Source organism: Paenibacillus sp. sgz302191 (assembly GCF_057749925.1).
On record NZ_JBYLHY010000010.1, the window covers coordinates 17,403 to 36,635 of the forward strand.

The 19,233-nt window shown below is 52.6% G+C and carries 21 protein-coding genes; 6 read left to right on the plus strand and 15 right to left on the minus strand.

Annotation, left to right across the window (positions count from 1 at the left end; genetic code table 11):
- Positions 1–372 precede the first annotated feature (372 nt).
- Positions 373–642: a hypothetical protein gene (locus AC3G2T_RS16160; protein WP_488436146.1), complete on the plus strand. Its 270-nt coding sequence runs from the start codon at positions 373–375 to the stop codon at positions 640–642.
- Between the two features lie 133 nt (positions 643–775).
- Here the strand turns inward: AC3G2T_RS16160 and AC3G2T_RS16165 are convergent, their stop codons facing one another.
- Positions 776–2,296: a carboxypeptidase M32 gene (locus AC3G2T_RS16165; RefSeq protein WP_488436147.1), complete on the minus strand. Its 1,521-nt coding sequence runs from the start codon at positions 2,294–2,296 to the stop codon at positions 776–778.
- Positions 2,297–2,405: 109 nt separating this feature from the next.
- Between AC3G2T_RS16165 and AC3G2T_RS16170 the strand changes: the two genes are divergently transcribed.
- Both AC3G2T_RS16170 and AC3G2T_RS16175 read left to right on the plus strand, forming a co-directional pair.
- A complete protein-coding gene (locus AC3G2T_RS16170; RefSeq protein ID WP_474681807.1) occupies positions 2,406–2,729 on the plus strand; it encodes an iron-sulfur cluster biosynthesis family protein in 324 nt (107 codons plus the stop codon).
- 54 nt (positions 2,730–2,783) lie between these two features.
- Complete coding sequence (locus AC3G2T_RS16175) at positions 2,784–3,359, plus strand: beta-class carbonic anhydrase (RefSeq protein ID WP_488436148.1); 576 nt, start codon at positions 2,784–2,786, stop codon at positions 3,357–3,359.
- A gap of 64 nt (positions 3,360–3,423) precedes the next feature.
- Here the strand turns inward: AC3G2T_RS16175 and AC3G2T_RS16180 are convergent, their stop codons facing one another.
- The 4 genes from AC3G2T_RS16180 to AC3G2T_RS16195 form a co-directional block, all read right to left on the minus strand.
- Positions 3,424–3,999, minus strand: a complete 576-nt coding sequence (locus AC3G2T_RS16180; protein WP_474681809.1) for a hypothetical protein — start codon at positions 3,997–3,999, stop codon at positions 3,424–3,426.
- Positions 4,000–4,139: 140 nt separating this feature from the next.
- Positions 4,140–5,600, minus strand: a complete 1,461-nt coding sequence (locus AC3G2T_RS16185; RefSeq protein WP_488436149.1) for a sensor histidine kinase — start codon at positions 5,598–5,600, stop codon at positions 4,140–4,142.
- Positions 5,593–6,321 (minus strand): response regulator transcription factor, encoded by a 729-nt coding sequence (locus AC3G2T_RS16190; protein ID WP_474681811.1) that lies wholly within the window; start codon positions 6,319–6,321, stop codon positions 5,593–5,595. Before AC3G2T_RS16190 ends, AC3G2T_RS16185 begins: the two co-directional genes overlap by 8 nt.
- Positions 6,322–6,326: 5 nt before the next feature.
- Positions 6,327–6,851 carry a DUF309 domain-containing protein gene (locus AC3G2T_RS16195; RefSeq protein WP_488436150.1) on the minus strand — a complete coding sequence of 175 codons (525 nt, stop codon included), beginning with the start codon at positions 6,849–6,851 and terminating at the stop codon, positions 6,327–6,329.
- Between the two features lie 165 nt (positions 6,852–7,016).
- Between AC3G2T_RS16195 and AC3G2T_RS16200 the strand changes: the two genes are divergently transcribed.
- Positions 7,017–8,927: a glycosyl hydrolase family 18 protein gene (locus AC3G2T_RS16200; RefSeq protein ID WP_488436151.1), complete on the plus strand. Its 1,911-nt coding sequence runs from the start codon at positions 7,017–7,019 to the stop codon at positions 8,925–8,927.
- A gap of 56 nt (positions 8,928–8,983) precedes the next feature.
- On the opposite strand, the gene AC3G2T_RS16205 is transcribed toward AC3G2T_RS16200, so the two are convergent.
- Complete coding sequence (locus AC3G2T_RS16205) at positions 8,984–9,199, minus strand: double zinc ribbon domain-containing protein (protein WP_488436152.1); 216 nt, start codon at positions 9,197–9,199, stop codon at positions 8,984–8,986.
- On the opposite strand from AC3G2T_RS16205, the gene AC3G2T_RS16210 reads away from it, so the two are divergent.
- Entirely contained in the window at positions 9,182–9,478 is a 297-nt protein-coding gene (locus AC3G2T_RS16210) for a hypothetical protein (RefSeq protein WP_488436153.1), read from the plus strand. The two genes, AC3G2T_RS16205 and AC3G2T_RS16210, sit on opposite strands and share 18 nt — an antisense overlap.
- A 313-nt stretch (positions 9,479–9,791) precedes the next feature.
- Here the strand turns inward: AC3G2T_RS16210 and AC3G2T_RS16215 are convergent, their stop codons facing one another.
- The 4 genes from AC3G2T_RS16215 to AC3G2T_RS16230 all read right to left on the minus strand — a co-directional run bounded on the left by AC3G2T_RS16215 (position 9,792) and on the right by AC3G2T_RS16230 (position 13,618).
- The gene (locus tag AC3G2T_RS16215; protein ID WP_488436154.1) at positions 9,792–11,183 is read right to left on the minus strand and encodes a DUF4179 domain-containing protein; all 1,392 of its coding nucleotides are present in this window, start codon (positions 11,181–11,183) and stop codon (positions 9,792–9,794) included.
- Positions 11,184–11,189: 6 nt separating this feature from the next.
- On the minus strand, positions 11,190–11,711 hold the full coding sequence (locus AC3G2T_RS16220; RefSeq protein ID WP_488436155.1) for an RNA polymerase sigma factor: 522 nt from the start codon (positions 11,709–11,711) through the stop codon (positions 11,190–11,192).
- Positions 11,712–11,881: 170 nt separating this feature from the next.
- Complete coding sequence (locus tag AC3G2T_RS16225) at positions 11,882–13,102, minus strand: MFS transporter (RefSeq protein ID WP_488436293.1); 1,221 nt, start codon at positions 13,100–13,102, stop codon at positions 11,882–11,884.
- Between the two features lie 60 nt (positions 13,103–13,162).
- Positions 13,163–13,618 carry a CBS domain-containing protein gene (locus AC3G2T_RS16230; protein WP_488436156.1) on the minus strand — a complete coding sequence of 152 codons (456 nt, stop codon included), beginning with the start codon at positions 13,616–13,618 and terminating at the stop codon, positions 13,163–13,165.
- Between the two features lie 194 nt (positions 13,619–13,812).
- On the opposite strand from AC3G2T_RS16230, the gene AC3G2T_RS16235 reads away from it, so the two are divergent.
- The gene (locus AC3G2T_RS16235) at positions 13,813–14,226 is read left to right on the plus strand and encodes a MarR family winged helix-turn-helix transcriptional regulator (protein WP_474681818.1); all 414 of its coding nucleotides are present in this window, start codon (positions 13,813–13,815) and stop codon (positions 14,224–14,226) included.
- A gap of 245 nt (positions 14,227–14,471) precedes the next feature.
- Here the strand turns inward: AC3G2T_RS16235 and AC3G2T_RS16240 are convergent, their stop codons facing one another.
- Genes AC3G2T_RS16240 through AC3G2T_RS16260 form a run of 5 tightly spaced genes read right to left on the minus strand, consistent with a single transcriptional unit; the run spans position 14,472 to position 19,149 of the window.
- On the minus strand, positions 14,472–15,194 hold the full coding sequence (locus AC3G2T_RS16240; RefSeq protein ID WP_488436157.1) for a GntR family transcriptional regulator: 723 nt from the start codon (positions 15,192–15,194) through the stop codon (positions 14,472–14,474).
- A gap of 10 nt (positions 15,195–15,204) precedes the next feature.
- Positions 15,205–16,218, minus strand: a complete 1,014-nt coding sequence (locus AC3G2T_RS16245; protein WP_488436158.1) for a sugar kinase — start codon at positions 16,216–16,218, stop codon at positions 15,205–15,207.
- Positions 16,211–16,966 carry a 2-dehydro-3-deoxy-phosphogluconate aldolase gene (gene dagF, locus AC3G2T_RS16250; protein WP_488436159.1) on the minus strand — a complete coding sequence of 252 codons (756 nt, stop codon included), beginning with the start codon at positions 16,964–16,966 and terminating at the stop codon, positions 16,211–16,213. Before dagF ends, AC3G2T_RS16245 begins: the two co-directional genes overlap by 8 nt.
- On the minus strand, positions 16,959–18,071 hold the full coding sequence (locus AC3G2T_RS16255) for a DgaE family pyridoxal phosphate-dependent ammonia lyase (protein ID WP_488436160.1): 1,113 nt from the start codon (positions 18,069–18,071) through the stop codon (positions 16,959–16,961). Before AC3G2T_RS16255 ends, dagF begins: the two co-directional genes overlap by 8 nt.
- A complete protein-coding gene (locus tag AC3G2T_RS16260; RefSeq protein WP_488436161.1) occupies positions 18,049–19,149 on the minus strand; it encodes an amidohydrolase/deacetylase family metallohydrolase in 1,101 nt (366 codons plus the stop codon). Before AC3G2T_RS16260 ends, AC3G2T_RS16255 begins: the two co-directional genes overlap by 23 nt.
- Positions 19,150–19,233: the final 84 nt, after the last annotated feature.

The window sequence follows — 19,233 nt, forward strand, 5'->3', positions numbered from 1 at the left end:
CGGGTAGTGGCAGGCATGCAGCGGAGCTACGATCGGCGGTCTGTGCGTCGGTTGACCAAGAAGTTGCACACGAACCATGGCTCGTCTGGCCATGTCGGCCAAAGTTTGTGTGATACAGCGGCGCATGGTCTGCGGTCCCCAAGCCGCCAACCAATCACTAACCCAACTTGTTCCCACCCAAGCCGGCGCAGCCGTTCACAAAGCAGTTTCGCCGGCCGAAAAGCCTGCAAAAACTCACATGACGCCGTGGACCGTCACCCCACAGAATAAAGTGACGGGTTAGAGGAATTAGAGTTGGTACAGCAGCTCTCGCTCCCCCCACTTTCAGTTCCTACATGGGCTACGGAGCTAAAGTGGGGGGGGCAAGCAGTCTTGGCAGGGCAAAAGCCTGCAAAAGTGCAGGCTTTTCCGAAGGAAACGGTTTGTTTTGGCGAAAAGCCTGCGATTGTGCAGGAATTTTCGATGAAATTCAATCGTAGCCCATGTTCGCAGCGAAATTCCTGCACAATTGCAGGAATTTTTCATTTCCAGCGCATCAACGAGCAAAAAGCTGCACTTTTGCAGGTTTTTCTTCACTCACCGAGGCAAATTGTGCGACCGGCTTCGGTTTGTGGGATTCCCGGGCAGTCTAACGTCTTATAGACTCGCGCGCTGCCAAAAACATGCGATCAACCAGCTCTGACGCATGGGGTTCCGGGCACGCGGGAGAAACACCGCAAAGCATCGCTTAAGCGCCGCCGGTGTTCAGCAGCAAGCGGCACAAGCGCCGCCGCTTTTAGATTCCGTACACGGCCCGGTATTTCTCTTCCAAATATTGCACCAAATAATCGGGGTTCAGCTCTTCCCCGGTTACTTGCTTGACGATTTCGTTCGGCGTAAGCGATTTGCCGTAGCGGTAAATGCGCTCTGACAGCCACTCTTTGATCGGCGTCAAGTCGCCCGCTTCGATGAGCTCGTCGAAGTTCGGCAGCTCCTTGCGGAGCGTATGGGCGAACTGGGCCGCGTACATGTTGCCGAGCGAGTACGACGGGAAGTAGCCGAACGCCCCTCCGGCCCAATGCACGTCCTGCAGCACGCCTTCGCCGTTGTTGGCCGGCTCGATGCCCAGGTACTCCTTGTATTTGGCGTTCCACGCTTCAGGCAGATCGGCCACTAGAATGGTGCCGTTGATCAGTTCTTTTTCCAACTCGTAGCGCACCATAATGTGCAGGTTGTATGTCAGTTCGTCCGCTTCGATCCGGATCAGAGACGGCTCAATATGATTGATGGCCTTGTAAAACGTATGTACGTCCACATCGTCGATTTGACCGGCAAACGCGGCTTGAAGCTCACCGTAGTAGCGGTTCCAGAACGGCTTGCTGCGGCCGATCACATTTTCCCAGAAACGGGATTGCGATTCGTGAATTCCCATGGAAGTGCCGGTGCAAAGATTGGTGCCGACCAAATCCTTGGAAATATTTTGCTCGTAGAGGGCGTGACCGCCTTCATGAATCGTGCCGAACAGCGCCGAAACGATATCATTCGGCAGGTAGCGCGTCGTGATCCGTACATCCCCCGGGTTAAGCGCAGTGGCGAACGGGTGCACCGTTTCGTCCAAGCGGCCGGCTTCGAAGTCGTACTGCATCTGCTTCAAAATCATCAGGCTGAACTGCTTCTGCTTGGCAATATCGAACTGCTGATCGAGGAACGAGCGATCCGGCTGGTTCGGGGACGCCTGTATCCGCTGCAGCAGCGGGACCAATTTGCTCCGCAGCGCGCTGAACACTTCATCGAGCTTGTCGACGGTCATACCCGGCTCATACATATCGAGCAGCGTATTATATTTGTTCCCTTCGTAGCCCCAAAGCTCGACGAACTCTTTGGTCGTGCCGACGATTTTTTCCAAATAGGGCTGGAACATGGTGAAATCGGATTTAGGCTTAGCTTCTTCCCATACGGTTTCGGCCTGCGACGTCAGCACGACATACGCCTGATACTTATCCGCAGGAATTTTTTTGCTGCGGTCGTAATCTTTTTTGCTTTCCAGCACCATTTTCCGGCTGATTTCATCCAGCTTTTCCAGCTGTCCGGACTGTGTCAAATCGTCCAAATAACCGGCCATCTCGTCCGATGTCGACATGCGGAAAACTTCCGTGGAAAGCTCCCCGACGACTTCGGAACGGGTTTCAATTCCTTTCTTCGGAGCACCTGTCCGCATGTCCCAGTAAATCAAGGCAATGGCCTCCTCATACCGCTTCATTTTGCGCACGTATGCCTTGAATGCTTCCAGCTTTGTCAATGTCTCTTGTTCGCTCATGCTCAGATCTCCTTCCAAAGGTTACTTCGTTTATCATACTGCTCCCCTTGCCCAGAATCAAATTTATGCGGAACTATGGTAGAATAGAGATAAAGGAGCTGATTTACCTATGAAAATCTTATTTACTCAGACAGCGATCGATCAACTCACTCCGTCAGCCGGCGGCAGCCAGGCGCAATTGAGGCTCGTATACGACACGGAAGGCTGCGGCTGCGCGGTGAACGGCGTCCCCTCTTTGTGGCTCGTCTCGGAAGCGCCGGAAAGCGATATTTACGCGGAAGCGGATCCCTTCAAAGTCAGCTACAGCGTCAAAGATGAAATCTTTTTCGAAGATGTTTTGAAAATCGACTACCAGCCGGAAAAAAAATCTTATATACTTAAAAGCAACGGTCAAATTTACAATGCGGGTATGGACTTGGTCGACAAAAGATAAAGCTGCGCAAAATCCCTGCAGCAGCTAGCACACTATACACTTGGAGGGATAACCATGTCTTTGCTCTCAGAAATTATCGAACACAACCAAAATTTCGTCGAAACCCAGAAGTATAAGGAGTTTCTGACAACCAAGTTTCCGGATAAAAGAATGGTCGTGCTCACCTGCATGGACACCAGACTCGTCGAGCTGCTGCCGAAAGCGATGAATTTGCACAACGGAGACGCCAAAATCATTAAAAACGCGGGCGCCATCGTGTCCCACCCGTTCGGCAGTATTATGCGGAGTATCGTTGTCGCCGTGTATGAATTGAAAGCGGACGAAGTGTACGTCATCGGCCACTACGATTGCGGCATGACGGGCCTGAATTCACAGAGCGTTATCTCCAAGGCAAAGGAGCGCGGAGTATCCGACGACGTCGTTCAAACTTTGGAAAATTCGGGAATTAATTTGTCGCGCTGGCTGACCGGCTTCGAACATGTCAAGGACGGTATCGTCAAAAGCGTCAGCATCATCCGCAAACACCCGCTGCTGCCCAAAGGCTTGCCCGTTCACGGGCTGATCATGGACCCGGAAACCGGCAGACTCGACCTGATCGAAGACGGCTACGTGGCCGTGGAAAACGAATAAAAACAAAAGGTGCTCTTCCCTCAGGGGGAAAGCACCTTTTTCACGTTCATGCCGGCAAGTCCGGTCAGCGCTTCGCTTCCAGCATGTCGATCAGCTGCTGCTCGACGCTTTTGCTCATGCCGCTGTCATCCGTCGCGCCGCGATCCCCGCCGCCGGTACCGCCCTCGCCGGCATCATCGTCCCGGTCGGTCTTCCTTTGCTGCTCGAATTGCTCGATCATCTTTTGCCGCTGCTCGGGAGTAAGTCCATCCAGCTCGCCGGAACGGTGCCGGTTCGCCCGGGCATCCGTTTTATTCGTCTGCTCTTCCAGGTATTGCCGCTGCACATCGCTAAGCACGTTCATCATTTGCTTGCGCGCGGCTTCATTCAAGCTGCCGGCATCTTTGCTTTTTTGGACGAAAGGAAGCAGTGCCTCAGCCTGCTGCCTGCTGATCGCAAGCTGAGGCTGGCGGTCCATGCTCAGAAGTCCCCGAAACAGTATGACGAGCTGCCGCTCGTTGCGGTTTTGCACATCCATACCGCTTTGCCGCTGCACGGAATTCGGATCGTCGCCGCTTTGCGCCGGCTTCGCTTCACAACCATACAAGACCGCGGCCAGCAATACGGCGCCAAGACCAAGCATCAGCGCGCGTCCCGTCATACAAGCACCTCCGTGCGAAACAATTGTTGTGCCGGATCGATAAGTCCGTCTGCAAAAAGCAAAAAAACCTGTCCACAAGGAACAGGATAATCGGTAATCATGAACAATGTTTGCTTCAGTTGTAAAAAAATTGTGAAAAACTACTTCATCCGCGGAAAAGCAACGCGAAATTCCGCCCCCTCGCCGATCCGGCTGCGAACATGAATCGTTCCCTTCATCCCGCTCACCAGATGCTTGACGATCGTCAGGCCAAGCCCGGTGCCGCTCGTGCCGTCGGCGCGGTGGCTTCTGGCCTCGTCCGCCTTGTAAAAGCGGTCCCAGATCCGCTCCAGATCCGCTTCGGACATCCCCTCGCCCGTATCCCGGACATACAGGACAACTTCTTCCCCGGAATATTCCAGGGCGACTGTCAACGTCCCTCCGGCCGGCGTAAATTTCAACGCATTGTAAATCAGATTTTGAATCACTTGGGCAAAGCGGTCCGGGTCCAAATAAGCTTGCACAGGCGGCACTTCGGCAGAAAGCGGCGGCAGCAAGACTTCCAGCGCCAGCTGCTTGTGGGCGATCGGCTCTTTCAGCAGCTCCAGCACCTCATCGAGCTTTTCGCGGACGCCCACAGGCCGCAACCGAAACACGTCGACGCCGTTCTGAATCCGCGCCAGGTCCAGCAAATCGTTCACAAGCCGCTGCAAGCGCTGAACTTCCTGGTCGCAAATGCTGAGGTAATGCGAATATTTCTCCTCCGGTATGATCCTGTCATTCATCGCCACGATAAAGCCGCGCAGCGTCGTTAACGGCGATCTCAGCTCATGGGACACGTTCGTCAAAAACTCCTGCCGGGTGTCTTCCCACTCTTCCAATTGCTCGACCATGAAGTTGAAGCTCGCAGCCAACTGCCCAACTTCGTCGTGGGACTTGATCGGCACGCGGGTTGTAAAATCGCCTCCGGCCAGTTCCAGCGCGGCCCGGTTCATCTGCTGCAGCGGTCTGGCCAGCTTGCGGGAAATGACGTACAAGATAACACCGACGGCAATCAGCGAAAATACCAGGGGCACCAGTATGTTCAACCGGACTGCGGAAACGGCTTCACTAATATCTTCAAGCGGAATTTGCAAAATGACCACGATCGCCTTGTTGTTCAACTGATAAGGGGCGTAGTAAGTGAAAAGATTGACCGTTCGTCCGCTATGGGTTGTGAAATTGACCATTTCAGACCCACTGCGCCCATGGAGACCTTCGATAAACAACGGATCCATCGCCCTGGGCAAATTCCCGCCCTCGTTATCCGAGGAGCCGTTCACAATCATGCCTTTGTCGTCGACAAGCCATACCTGCCCGTTAATGCTTCTCGCTACGATGCGGATCGTATATTTCAGCTCGCGCGTAGAGATCGTCCCATCCTGATACGAAGCGAGCAGTCTTGTCACTTCGATGAAGCGCTCGCTGAGAAGCTCCTTTTTATCCTTATAAAACAAGTCGGTAAAATAATAGTTCCAAAAGACGAACAGCCCGACGAAAAAAAGCACGCAGGTTGCCAGAAAAGATAAAAATATTTTCAAATACAAGCTGCGGAACCGGTTGCCGATCCACTTTTTAAACATGCTGAACGACCTCAAAGGAATAGCCGATCCCCCATAGCGTCTGAATGTTCCAAGTGTCGTGCTGTCCGAGCTTTTTGCGCAAATTTTTCACATGGGCGTCCACCGTGCGGGTTCCGCCGGCAAAGTCGAAATCCCAAATATACCCAAGCAAATCCTCACGGGTAAATACCCGGCCCGGATGGCTCGCCAAAAAATAAAGCAGCTCCATCTCCTTCGGCGTCAATTCAACCCGTTTGCCGTCTACATTGACGCGGAACTGTTCCAAATCTACCATTATATTGCCGACCTGCAGCACTCTTCGGGGAGCGGTTTCCTCCTTCGCCGATTCCGACCGTCTCTGCGTGGTTCTGCGCAGCACCGCTTTGACCCGCGCAATCAGCTCGTTGGGATCGAACGGCTTCACCAAATAATCGTCTACACCCAGATTGAATCCTCGCAGCTTGTCGATCGGCTCCCCTCTGGCCGACAGAAAAATAATCGGCGTCTGGTCGTAAGGAGGCTCCAATTTGCGAATGCTCTCGCAAAGCTCGTAGCCGGAAATATCCGGCAGCATAATATCCAAAATGATGAGCTGCGGATTTTCCTGCAGAACCGTCCGGATCACCTCTTGCCCGCGCATCAGCAGAACCGCCTCAAAATCGGAATGCTCCAAATAAAGCCTTACGACTTCGGCAATATTCGGCTCATCGTCCACGACTAATATTTTTCCTTCCGTATTCATGGCCGTCACCCTTTTCCTTTGCGTCTTAGCTTCTGCAGCTCTCTCTCCCGAATGACGCCGGAGCGGTCTCTCAGCGTATGCTTATGGATCAGCGCTTCATTGTCAAGCGCGCTCGCTCCCTGCCAGGTCAAGCCGCGGCGAAAGCTTTCGTTCTCGCAATAAGCAGCCAGCTGCGGGTCCGCAATCGGCAGATTGATATCCTCGTACACAGGATGCCCCTGCCGGACTCGTTCGAGCCTGCCGCGAATCATTTGCAGCAGCTCGTCGTACTGCAGCCCCAGCGCAGCCGTATGAGCCGGGTCCAGGTTGACTGCCGCGCTTTGCAGCATTTTCACGGCACCCGCGGCGTTTCCCCTCCGCTCATGATAGAGGCCGACGGCAATCTGAATCAATCCCACGTACGTTCGGCCGTTCTCATCGCCGGGATGTTCCTTCCAATATTCTTCCATGACTTCATGGCATTCAAAATAATCACGCTCAGCGTGGAAAAAAATCAAATAATCCGTATATGCTTCCGGGTACTTTTGCATCGTTAGCGCCACCTTGCCTAACTTGAATTGAAAAGTTCTCTTATTCATGTTACCTGAAAAGGCTGCGAACGTCCAACGTCCGGCTTTTGCAACCTTTTACCAACGCAACCAATCCGGCAGATGGCGCGTCCAATAGAGTAGATCATATAGAAAGAGGCGTGATCGATGAAAAAAGGTAAATGGATGCTGACCGGAGCGCTCCTTTTGTGTATGACATTGCCCGCTCCCGCTTCTGCAGCCAATACGACAGACAAAACGACGAAATACCGGGTTTACCAGAACAATCAAATTTTAATGGAATTTGCGGATTACAAGCAGGCGCTGGCCTATGCCAAAGGCTACGGCAACAGCCACGTAGAGGAAATCGGAACGCGCAAATGGCTGTGGAACAATTTTCACCGCTACCAGGTTTCCCAGTTGGACATTTCGCCTCCCGAATGGCAGTTCGATACGCTGCAGGAAGCGATCGACGAAGCCAAAAAATGGAGCTATGCGAGCGTTCGCGATCTCCAGTCAGCCGGCTGGGTGTGGAACAACTATCCCCACTACCGGGTTTATCAGGGTGACATCACGATCGACGCCTGGACCTTCACGACGCTGCAGCAGGCGACGGACGAAGCCAAAAAATGGGGCGGCGCGCACATTATCGATCTGAACACGAACCGGTGGGTTTGGGACAACCTGTCCGCCGCCGACAAAACGGCGCTGCGCGCAGGCGAGCCGGCGTACAAAGTGTATCAGGGGTCCTACTCGGCGGACAATTGGCAGTTCGCTTACCTTGAGGACGCCGCAGCCGAAGCGCTGAAATGGGGCGGTTCGAATGTCGTCAACATCAAGACAGGCCAAACCGTATACAGCAACGTCAAGCCGTACAAGGTGTACCAGAACGATACGTTTTTGCAGGACTTCGTCAATCTGGACGAGGCCTCGGATTATGCGCGGCTGTGGGGGCACAGCGCGATCTTTTACGAAGGGCGCAAAATCTGGAACAACTTCCCTTACTATCAGGTGTTCCAGAATTCCAATCTGATCGGCGAGTTTCAGACGATTGCCGACGCGCTGAGCTACGGCGCGCAGTACGGCAACGCCTCCATCCAAACGCTGAATCGGACGACTCTGTGGGACAATATTAAAAAATTGCAGGTGTGGGGCTGGAACGGCGTTTCCGGCGCCGACACGATCAAAACACAGGTCAGCGGAACGCTCGGACTCGATGTCGTGTCGCCCAGCTTTTTCGAACTGGCCGACAGCAGCGGCAAGCTGAAAGACAGCTCCAACGCGGACACCGTCAAATGGCTGCAGCAGCAGGGCCATACCGTGTATCCGTTGGTCAGCAATCAGTTCAACGCTTCACTGACGACATCTTTTCTGGCCGACGCAGGCGCCCAGGACACTTTCATCCAGGCGCTCGTAAACAAGGCTGCCGCGCTTGGAGTGCCGGGCATCAATGTCGACTTTGAAAGCCTCGCCGGTTCGAACCGCAATGCGTTCAGCGCTTTCATGCAAAAGCTGACGGACGCCTCGCACGCGCAGCGTCTGACGATTTCGCTGGATTTGCCCCGCGGCAGCGTCAAATGGAACCATTTGTCCGCCTTCGATCATGAGAAGCTGGGCGGCATCGTCGACTACATCGTCATCATGGCTTACGATCAATTTTACAAAGGCAGCGACTCCCCCGGCTCCGTATCAGGCCTCCCCTGGGCCGACGGCGGCATTCAGGAATACTTGTCCTACGGAATTCCGCGGGACAAAATCATTTTGGGCATTCCGTACTACGTAAGGGAATGGCAGCTTGACGCCGGCGGCAAGCTCGTCAGCAACCGCGCGGTTTTGCTGAAGGACATTCCGAAGCTGATCGCCTCCAAGCAAGCGACGCAAACGTGGGACAAGACGTTCGAGCAATTCAAGGTCGAGTATCAGGAGAACGGATCGACATATGTATTTTGGCTCGAAGACGAGTCCACCGTGAAGGCGCGGCTGGATTTGGCCAAAAAGTACGATCTGGCCGGAGTCGCCGCATGGCGTCTGGGCTACGATCAACCGGACTTATGGAAAATCATTTTGCAAAATAAATAAAACAAGAGACCGTCCCTTCTCCGTATGCCGCAGAGATCGGACGGTCTTCTGTGTTCTTATAGCAGGCCCCACTCGGAGAACAACGTTTCCGTGCCGCAGGCCGAGCAATATTTGGCGTCAGGTTTGTTCACCTTGGAGCAGCCTTTGTGCAGCACCGTTTTTTTCTTCGTGCACGTATTTTTCAGCGGCGCGCCGCAGGCAATGCAGTATTTGTCGTCTTTATCCGCCACATACATGCACCTGGCGCACGTTTGATGCTCTTTTTCCGCCATGCCCGCCACACTCCCGAAGCTATGCTGCTATATGTATATGCCGCGGCGCGCCGGGATGACTCACCTTCCTGCACCCGGTGGACGGAACAATTAGCCCGTGCGGCCGCCATCCTGGACGACAAATTGCTGCAGCGCCAGCTGCAATTCTTCGGCAAGGTCAGCCAGCGCTTTGGCGGAGTTCTCGATCTCCAGCGTCGTTGCTTGCTGCTGCTGGCCGGCGACCGCATCTTCCTGGCTGACGCCAATGCTTTGGCCTATTGCCTGCGAAGGAGCCTATGAATCTGTTCCACCAGAACTCGTGAACCCGACTGCCGAAGCTGGCGAATCTGGTCCGCCACACGCAGAAAACCTGCGAAAGTGCAGGCTTTTTCTGTGCATGGGGTTCATTTTGAGGAAAAGCCTGCAATTGTGCAGGAATTCCCGACAAAAATGGACCTGGGCCCGCTCAGCAGCTAAAAAAACTGTACTTTTGCAGGAATTCTGTGCCTATAGGGGCATTTACGAGCAAAAACCTGCACAATTGCAGGAATTTTTCGCAGCCCCAGCCCCCCTCCTCCCAAAAAATGAGAAACCCTCTATACGAGACTTAAAATTATGGAAGAGAAATGAACATTTCAAGATCTTTTAGCGGTGTTCTCGGGATCGGGTCTTGGACAATCAGGCTAATTGTCTGCTCCGGCTTTAAAGCCGGGAATTCCCGGACAAACGTATACTCCCCTTTATCAATGGCACGTTCGCCGAGCATCCGCCATTCCTTCCCGTCTTCCCCCTGCAAGCGTAAAGCGGAATCATCGTGATCAGCTCGCCGTTCCCCTGAGCTTCGGTAAAAGACGAGCGTTTTTTCGGGAAAATACTCTATACTCGTCAGTTCCAAAGCGGCAAGCGGACCGCGCTGAACAATGAAGGGAGCTTCCTTTGTCGGAATGTGGTCCATCGGCACCACTCGCGTTCTGACGCCAGTATCTTTCGGAATCAAGTAAGAGCGGATTGCCAACGATTTTGGAAATTTACCGGTGGGTCTATAGCTCATTTTCCACTTGAAGATTTCGGTCTGCCCTTCCTGGCTGTTAATAGTCGCGCCGCTTTGAATAAAATCGAGAACTTCTCCGTTTTCGTCTGTAATTTCCAGCAACGGGAAGGATTCCGCTATTGTCGCTTTTTCATCGCTCGGTGTGATTCTCGTTTCTCCGATGAGGTCGATGAACGTTTCAGAATAGTTTACTTTTTTTACGGTAATCTGCAAATGATTTTGGCCGGCGGTTTTCATCATATCCAGAGTGTGCACTCCCGCACGGAGCATATCCATGCTAACAGGGAAAGATAAATTCCATTTCCCCGCTTTGTTTATCGTATCTCCGTTTGCTGCCAAATAACCGATACGGCCTATCGATACGTTCATTTCAAACCGTTCCGGCAGCCTTTTCAGCAATGTGTCGTCCGCATCCGTTTCTATGACTCCGGCAAACTGATGATCGTTTACCAACACGCCTCTTCTTGCCGCAGCCCGAAATGTTTGACCGTTAACATTAAACTCGATATCGTATGGGGTTACACTTTCATTTTTAAAAGCATCCGCCGTCTCCAGCGTATAGCTGGCAGTAAGATTGTAATTGTCATAGTAGACTTCCGAAATTGTGATCGTAATGCCCTGATCCGTAACCGATTGCTGCACTTCGGAGATCTGTCCGCCTTGATCGGGATGTTTTTCTGAAAAATAACTTATAAATGAGAAGACGGATTTGATAAAAGCAGATTGCGCCAAAGTTGGCGTCATGGAGGCCGAAATAAGCAGCATTCCTAGCGAAACGAAAGCGATGGCTGCAGTCCAACAGCTATATTTTAGCGCATTTCGAAACCGGGGCCGGGGTACAATCGATGGGTTGCGGATTGACCGATTCCAGATGCTATCGAAGGATGCAGCAGGAAACTCATGATCAAATTGTTCGCCCAACATTTTGCTAATACGAGAATTGCGCTCATCCATGTCCAATCAACCTCCGAATTCTTTATATGTTTGAATGTTAAAATCGCCGTTCGGCATTTTTCTTCGCAACGATTTTAACGCGGTATGTAATCTTGATTTACAAGTTCCGATCGGGATATTCAAAATTTCAGCAATTTCCGTCAGCTTCAATTCCAGATAATAGTGTAAAAAAATAATTTCTTTGCTTTTGAATGGAAGATGATTGACTTCGTCCCACAATTCTTGATGCTGTTCTTCTTTTACCACAAGCTCTTCAACCGTTTCAGCCTTGGGCTGTCCATTCCACAATTGCGACCATTGCCGCTTGCGCAGCGCCTTTCTCACCGTATTTAACGTGATTTGGTAGATCCACGGTTGAATGGGCCTCGCCGTATCATATTGGGAATAGTTTTGAAATACTTGAATAAAAGTGTCCTGGACGATATCTTCAGACAACATCCGCGATTTAGTCAGGAATAAAGCTAGTCTGAAAACGTAGGCCGACTGTTCCTCATAAATGCGCTGCGCCTCTTCCCGGGAAATATTCAAATCAATCACCCCCTCTACTTCTTAATGTATATATCCAAAAATGTTAGAAAAGGTTCGGTCCCCCCTTTCGACTTGGCCGGAGTGCCGTGAAAAAACAAAAAAATCGCCCCCCCACCCGGGACAAAGCCCAAAGCAGAGAGCGATTTTTTTAAGCGTACGCGGCCGAATGCTCAATGACCCGATCCGGCTTGATCGACATGCTTCACATGCTTTTGGTTCACTAAGATGAACAGCACGGAAGCAAGAACAAATACCGCGCCTACGAGAAACGGAACTTGCGGATTGTACCACTCCGCCAATTTGCCGGCCAGATAAGGAGCAATCGCCCCGCCGATGAAGCGAAGAAAGCTGTACGCGGCCGACGCCGTCGACCGTTCGACTGGAGCCGCGTTCATGACAGCCGTCGTAATGAGCGTGTTATTGTTCCCGAGCAATGCCCCGGCAAAAATGACAGCCGCGATAATAACCCATTGCGTCGACGTCCAAATGCCCATAACAGCAAGGACCAGAGCAAACGTGGTCAGCATCGCGCACATCGATTTGACGGTTCCGAACCGTTCCTGCAGCTTCGGCGCCATAAATACGGAAGTCAACGCCAGCAAAATGCCCCAGCCGAGAAATACGAAGCCTAGACCGTGCTCATCCAGACCCATGACAAAAGGCGCGTAAGCAAGCAAAGTGAAAAAGCCGAAATTGTACAGCCCCGCGGCGATGCCGAAAATCAAAAGTGAGCGGTGCTTCAAGGCGCGGAACGGGTCCAGCAGCGATGTTCTCGAGGCCGTGGCTTTGGGCGCGCCGGATTTCGGCATCAGCGTAACGAGGCCGATGAAAGCGACTACCATTAGCGTTGCGACGCCAAGAAAAGGGCCTCTCCACGAGATGCCCCCCAGCCAGCCGCCGAGCAGCGGGCCGACCGAAATGCCCAGCCCAATCGCCGCTTCATATAAAATGATCGCTTTGGCGGTGCCGCTTTTCGAAAGGGATACGATCGCGGCCAGCGAGGTCGCGACAAACAGCGCGTTGCCCAACCCCCAGCCGCCCCGCAGCCCGACAAGCGTCGAGATATCGCCCGATAAACCGCCGAGCGCCGAAAATAAAGCAATCAACACAATGCCGGCAAGGAGCGTCCATTTGATGCCGAGCCTTGACGACACCATGCCGGTAATCAGCATCGCCACCGCCATTACAGCGTTATAGCTGGTGAACAGCAGAGTAACCTGGCTTTGCGAAGCTTGCAAATTTTTGGCGATGGCAGGCAAAATCGGATCGACAAGACCAAGCCCCATGAAGGCGATGATACAGGCAAAAAAGACAGCCCATACGGCTCTGGGCTGCTTTAAAATACTTGTTTCTTGCAAGGGTGAAGCGGCTCTTGCCGCTTTTGATTCCATGGAGTGCGTTGTAGATGACATGCTTTTTTTCTCCTTTTACCATTGAGAGTTTCCGGAATTTCACAAGATCGTTTTGAAGGAATGCCTGATGACGTCGCCGCGGCTGACGATGCCGACCAAAACTCCGTTACGCTCAACGGGCAGCTTTTTGATATGTCTTTTTCCCAAAATCGCGGCGATATTTTCAATCTCCTCGTCCCATGCAACTTTGAAAACTTTTCGTTGGGCAACATCCATCACGTTCAAGTTCAGCAGCGTTTCCACACGTTCTTCGAATTTTTGATCATCGCCGTTGACGACAAAAACATAATAAAAAGAACCGATCACCCGATTCTCATGCTTGCCGATATACCGCATCACATCCCCGTCGCTGATGTAAGCGACAATTTCATTTCTATCATTGACCACCGGCAGGCCGCTGATCCGATGCTCGATAAACTTTTCGATGACAGACCTTACCGTATCGGTTTCCTTCACTTTGTACACCTGGCTAATCATGATTTCATGGGCTTGCATAGACAATCCTCCCTTCGCAGATTGCTTTCTCTCAAAACAAGTTGTATGATGAAACTATATTATAATTGTATTATACAACTATATAGAATGATGTCAATACGATCATTTTTACAGGAGTGATTGTAGTTCAAAACCGAATGCGCGTATGATACTATAGCTTTTAGAAAATATTATAATTATGAGGTCGAACAGCAATGAATGAAAACCCTCTGGAAACCATTTCTTTGGAAATGGCCATCCTCGTCCGCCGAATCACATCGATTAAACCGTATAAAAATCTCGACCGGGCCGCTTATTTGCTGCTGCATCAAATCGCTTCTCACGGATCGGCCGGAGTAAAGGCATTGGCGGATGAATTCCACCTGGACATTTCCACCGTCAGCCGGCAAACGACGGCCCTTGAGGAAAAGGGGTATGTCTACCGAATCCCCGACCCCTTGGATAAAAGAGCGTATTCGCTGCAGATTACGGAGCTCGGCATGAAAGAATTGACCGAGAGCAAAGAAGCAAAAGTAGCCAGAGTCAGCGAGCTGCTGGAACATTGGTCCGAGGAAGAACGCCGCATGTTCGGCCAGCTTTTGAAAAAGTTTAACCGCACGTTTTTATAAAACCGGGTCGACGCCATCGCACCGGCATCTGCAAAAAGGCTGCCCTTCAAAGTAGTGCATCTACTTCGGGGGCAGCCTGTTCGGCGTTCTGGCATTTTACGAGAAAGCAAGGTTATACTGAATCTGACCTGAATACAAAAAAGAAGAGTTCTCTCGCAAAGCAAATGTGCTCTATGATAGCTCTTCCTTGCGCAGCCAGCTTGCTGCTACACGTATGGAATATGTGGGCTTGCTCCCTATTCTGCTCAAGCATCGTAGCTGACCAAATAAGGGTGCAGCTGCGTGTTGTAAATTCCGATGCTGTATTCAATAAGATTGCCTTCGCTATCCTGAGAGCGTCGCAGCCGTTTGAGCACAGGCGCTCCCGGCTCCAGCCCTAGAATGACGGCGGTCTCCGCCGCTGCCGTCTCTACCAGAAAGCGATCGTGGAAGCTTTCCAGCGTGATTTTCTTCTCCTCCAGCCATTCATACAAGGAGGAGAATAAGGCGCCTTCATCGTTCTCAGCCTGTACGAGTGCCACGCCCGGCGTAATGTAATGCTGAAAATGAATATAGGGCTGCTCATCCAGCAAATACAGCCGCTCAATGCGTTGGCAGCTCTCGCCGAACAGCTCCAGCAGTTCAGCGTCTGCCTTCGTATTCACCATCTCTGCTCCGAGCAGCCGTTTCTCCATCCGATGCCCCTGTTCCACCAGCAGCTCTGTGAAGCGCTTGCCCTTGGATAGTTTGGAGGAGGACGTATTGCGCAGCACGATTGTGCCTACCCCGCTCTTTTTCTCGACGTAGCCTTCAGTGGACAGCTCACGGATGGCATTGCGCACCGTCATCTTGCTTACCTGAAACTCCTGTTCCAGCAGCGGCTCCGCCGGGATGTTAGTCCCCAGCGGGTACACTCCGTGCATGATCCGATCCTTGATAATTTTTTTGATTTGCAAATAGAGCGGACCCTTTTTTCGCGAAATGGACACCGGATGTCCCCTACCTTTCCACATCTCCTGTTTCGTTATGGATAGCCTTCTCTATATCCTCGCGCGTCGACAGCGGCGTATCTCCCGGAATCGTATGTGCCAACCTTGCAGCTGCCGCTGCAAATTCAACCACCTGCTCCACAGGAAACCCGCGCAGCAGGCCGTCTATAATACCGCTGGCATAAGCATCGCCCGCTCCTACGCGATCGTGGACAGAGAAGCTATGCTCCTTGCCCATAACGAGACGCTCATTGCTGAATATAAAGCCCTTTAGCGAATGAGTATTGTCTCCATTAATGCGGCGATGAGTGCCCGCGATCGTCTGGATATCATATTGTTTCGCCACTGCCGGAAGCAACTCCTTCAACTGCTGCTCCCGCTCAAGCGCAGCTGTCGGCATCCCCAGCACAAGCATGGCATCTTTTTCGTTCATCATGACTATATCCGCAAGCTGCAGCATCTGCTCATAATGACCTTTTGCGCGCTCATAGCCATCTTTTCCCCACAGCGTCGGCCGATAATTGCAATCAAATACAATCTTCCGTCCCTGTCGCTTGGCTTCCCGGGCAAGACGAAGCATGCTGCTGCGCACCTGATCGTTCATTGCCAGCGAAATGCCGCAAAAGTGGAGCACCTCCACCTCTGCGACGGCTGCCGCCAGCCGCTGATCGCCGAACGTTGCCGTATTGAAGCTGCTGCCTAAGCGGTCGTTGTACGTTACCTTGCTTGCCCTTGCGCCAAATCCCTTCTCCAAGAAGTACATGCCCAGATACTGCCCCGAGCGCATAATATGACGGATGGACAATCCCAGCTTGCGCAAATTCGCTACGGCCGCCTCGCCCAACGCATTGTCCGGCAGCGCAGAAATGAGATAAGTCTCATGACCATACCGGGACAAAGCTGAAAGTACATTGACACCGCTGCCCGAGAAGGAATATTTAAGCTGATTCTCCTGCGCAAGCGTACTGTAGCCAGGTGTTTCAAGCCTCATCATGACCTCGCCGAACGCAGCAATTTTACTCATATTTATCCACCAATTGCTTGAGAAAATCCAGCAGTTGCCTTACCTGCTCAGGTTTTGTTTCACCAGTAGCCGAGTCAATAATCGAAGTGTACACGTGTGGAATAACTTGAGGCACACCGGCCTTCAGTGCAATCTCCAATATATCGGAAAAATTGTCCAGATCAATGCCGCCAGTAGGCTCCAGCGCAAATCCCGCCTCGGCGCAGGCCGCAGCCACAGCACGGTACTCCTCCTCGTAACGCAGCCCATGCATCGGATAATACTTCAGGGCATTTCCGCCCATATCACGAACCAGCGCAATAGCCGCTTCTACAGGCACAATCGCCTTCTGCTCCAGTGGCGCACTGTGGACGCCGGTTGAAATATTCACATAGCCTGCCTTGCCGCATGGAGATACGAGCGCATTGATCCAGCCCGCACGCTCCTTAAGGTTAGCTCTGGTAGCTCCTACAGCAGGGAAAATCTGATTGATGTGCGCGCCCTCATATTCCCGGACGATCTCCGCCACAACCGCCGCCTGGCGGTTGTCGCCTGCGCCCAGTCCAATCGATACCGCGTCCTCAATGTGCGCTCCATGGGCACGCATGGCCTCCACAGCCGCTTCGACGGTGCTATAGCTTTTGGACAAAATCCCAACGACGACATGTCCTTCTGCCGCAGTGAAAACCTGCTTGGTATTTTCCAATGATCCTGTCAGCACATTAAGTGCCGCCCTGTTTTTGTATAGACGCTTCTCCAGCTTAGACATGTGTTGCCCCTCCTACAATTTGTTGTATCCGCTCAATGATAACTTCAAGATCATCTCCCTGAAGGGAGCGCGGGTCCAGATCAAAGTAACCTTGGCGCACGCCATAATCCCGTGTATACACCGCAATGTCCCCATCACGAAGCTGATCGTTCGCCTCAGCTGCGCTAATACCTGCGACAGATGCATCCAGCCGAATCCTGCCTCTGACGATAGAACGTCCAGCCTCATCCTGAACGATAGTCACATCCACTCCCGGCAAATCCGACAGCACCTTCAGCTGCTCCAGAGTCTGCTTCTCCTGCTCGCTTTTATCCTCCTTGACCACATATTCGTCAAGCGCGGCCAGCAGTCCAAACACAACCTCCTTGCCCACCTTCATGCTGCGACCGATTCCGTGAAGCTGCATGCGTACCCAATCCACATACAGCCTGCGACCTGCCACAATCCCCGAGGTTGGTCCTTCTATAGCCTTGGAGCCGCTGTAGATGACCAAATCCGCAAGCTTGACGTAGCTATACAGATCCTCCTCCGCCGCTGCATCCACAATGAGCGGTACCCCATGACGCTTGGCTACTTGCTGCGCTTCCGCCAGGCTGATCATATTTTTTTGCACGCAATGATGTGATTTGACAAACAGGATAGCCGCGGTGCGCTCGCCAATCGCCTGCTCAAGATGGTCCGCTCGTCCTTCGTTTGCGTAGCCAACCTCGACCAGCCGCCCCCCGCCTAAATAAATCATCGTTTCCACCGGCACCCCGTATTGGACATTATGTCCCTTGAACATAATGATTTCATTTTTCAATATGGAATCCTGATGAAGCCGAAGGGAGGCACGCTCCGCCCCTCTTGTCACAACAGCCGCAACAGACAACGCGATGCCGCTAGACGCCGAATTAACAACGACCGCTCCCTCTGCCCCCATAACCGAAGCGACATGCTCGCCGGAACGCTTTACCAGCTCAGCGATTTCAACATAGCTCTGACCGCCTTGCTTCATCGCCTCCATCACGTTATCCGTCGGTGCGGATACGCCAAGAATGCTCATGCGCCCACTGGCATTCACCACTCGCTTGAGGCCATATTTAGATTGCAATGTAATTGCCATTTACAACTACCCCTTCCGGTCTGATATGCTGCATCCCCAGACGAGTTTCTCCCTCTGAGTCTGTCAGCGGCACCTGTTCTTCTTGCACGGTAAATATCGTTAAATTGGCTATGTCACCCTTCTGTATCCGCCCAAGCTCCGGACGCTTCAGCCAGCTTGCGGGCCTGCTTGTCACCCGTGCAATCGTATCTTCAAGCGAATAACCAAGGAGAAGAAATTTGTCAAGCGTATGCGCCATGCTGTACACAGGCCCATGCAGCCTATTGCCGCGATAGATATCCGTACTGATCGTATCTGGTGCAAACCCTGCCGCGCGCGCGCGCTCCGCCACTTTGAACGAGAAGCTTGCCGTGCCATGGCCGACATCCAGCAGCACTCCGCGCTCCATTGCGGCGACAAGCTCGGGAATCGCTCTCCCCTGCTCGTCAAACAAGCCGTTAGCCTTGCCGTTGAAAGCATGCGTAATGACATCATTGCCGCGCAAATAAGGCAGAATCTCTGTGATAGAAGGCGGCCCCGAGCCGATGTGCAGCATTAGAGGCAAGTCCAGCCGATCAGCAAAGCCGCGAACCAGACGCAGCGGTTCAATTCCCTGTTCTTTGACTACGCTGCTGCTGACTCTCGCCTTCAAGCCCACAATAAACTCGCCATACCGCTCGGCCGCTTCACGCAGCAGCTGCTCGTTTAACCAGGCCAACTGCGAGAGCTCATCCGTCCGTGTCAGGCCGATATGCGATACATTCAGCAGGGCAAGCACATGGGTCTGCGCTTTCTGGCTTGCTGCATGCAGACCGCCGATGCGATCGGCTCCGCAGCTGCCCGCATCCACAATGGTGGCAACGCCCTGTGCTATGCCAATCTCGTCGATTTCATCTCCGTACGGCTCCAGGGCGGCATCCGCGTGAACGTGCAAATCAATCCAGCCGCTGGAAACGTAGGCCTCCCTGCCATCCATTCTGCAACCTGCCGCATCTGCCGGGAGCTGTGGCGCTATATCGATAATCCGCCCTCCGCTGACTACAATCGCCGCCTTCTCGCCTGACAATAGCCTGATATTGTGCAAAATAAAATCCTTCACTTCATCTCTGCCCCTCTCTGGCTCATTAACCCTATGCCCATTCGAAAAGCTGCTGCCTAACTATTTTTCAAAAAACAGCTTAAC

Excerpts from the sequence above, each read along its gene's own strand:
- AC3G2T_RS16165 (WP_488436147.1), bottom strand. The coding sequence starts at position 2,296 with ATGAGCGAACAAGAGACATTGACAAAGCTGGAAGCATTCAAGGCATAC.
- AC3G2T_RS16170 (WP_474681807.1), top strand. The coding sequence starts at position 2,406 with ATGAAAATCTTATTTACTCAGACAGCGATCGATCAACTCACTCCGTCA.
- AC3G2T_RS16175 (WP_488436148.1), top strand. The coding sequence starts at position 2,784 with ATGTCTTTGCTCTCAGAAATTATCGAACACAACCAAAATTTCGTCGAA.
- AC3G2T_RS16180 (WP_474681809.1), bottom strand. The coding sequence starts at position 3,999 with ATGACGGGACGCGCGCTGATGCTTGGTCTTGGCGCCGTATTGCTGGCC.
- AC3G2T_RS16185 (WP_488436149.1), bottom strand. The coding sequence starts at position 5,600 with ATGTTTAAAAAGTGGATCGGCAACCGGTTCCGCAGCTTGTATTTGAAA.
- AC3G2T_RS16190 (WP_474681811.1), bottom strand. The coding sequence starts at position 6,321 with ATGAATACGGAAGGAAAAATATTAGTCGTGGACGATGAGCCGAATATT.
- AC3G2T_RS16195 (WP_488436150.1), bottom strand. The coding sequence starts at position 6,851 with ATGCAAAAGTACCCGGAAGCATATACGGATTATTTGATTTTTTTCCAC.
- AC3G2T_RS16200 (WP_488436151.1), top strand. The coding sequence starts at position 7,017 with ATGAAAAAAGGTAAATGGATGCTGACCGGAGCGCTCCTTTTGTGTATG.
- AC3G2T_RS16210 (WP_488436153.1), top strand. The coding sequence starts at position 9,182 with ATGCTCTTTTTCCGCCATGCCCGCCACACTCCCGAAGCTATGCTGCTA.
- AC3G2T_RS16205 (WP_488436152.1), bottom strand. The coding sequence starts at position 9,199 with ATGGCGGAAAAAGAGCATCAAACGTGCGCCAGGTGCATGTATGTGGCG.
- AC3G2T_RS16215 (WP_488436154.1), bottom strand. The coding sequence starts at position 11,183 with ATGGATGAGCGCAATTCTCGTATTAGCAAAATGTTGGGCGAACAATTT.
- AC3G2T_RS16225 (WP_488436293.1), bottom strand. The coding sequence starts at position 13,102 with ATGGAATCAAAAGCGGCAAGAGCCGCTTCACCCTTGCAAGAAACAAGT.
- AC3G2T_RS16230 (WP_488436156.1), bottom strand. The coding sequence starts at position 13,618 with ATGCAAGCCCATGAAATCATGATTAGCCAGGTGTACAAAGTGAAGGAA.
- AC3G2T_RS16235 (WP_474681818.1), top strand. The coding sequence starts at position 13,813 with ATGAATGAAAACCCTCTGGAAACCATTTCTTTGGAAATGGCCATCCTC.
- AC3G2T_RS16245 (WP_488436158.1), bottom strand. The coding sequence starts at position 16,218 with ATGAGTAAAATTGCTGCGTTCGGCGAGGTCATGATGAGGCTTGAAACA.
- dagF (WP_488436159.1), bottom strand. The coding sequence starts at position 16,966 with ATGTCTAAGCTGGAGAAGCGTCTATACAAAAACAGGGCGGCACTTAAT.
- AC3G2T_RS16255 (WP_488436160.1), bottom strand. The coding sequence starts at position 18,071 with ATGGCAATTACATTGCAATCTAAATATGGCCTCAAGCGAGTGGTGAAT.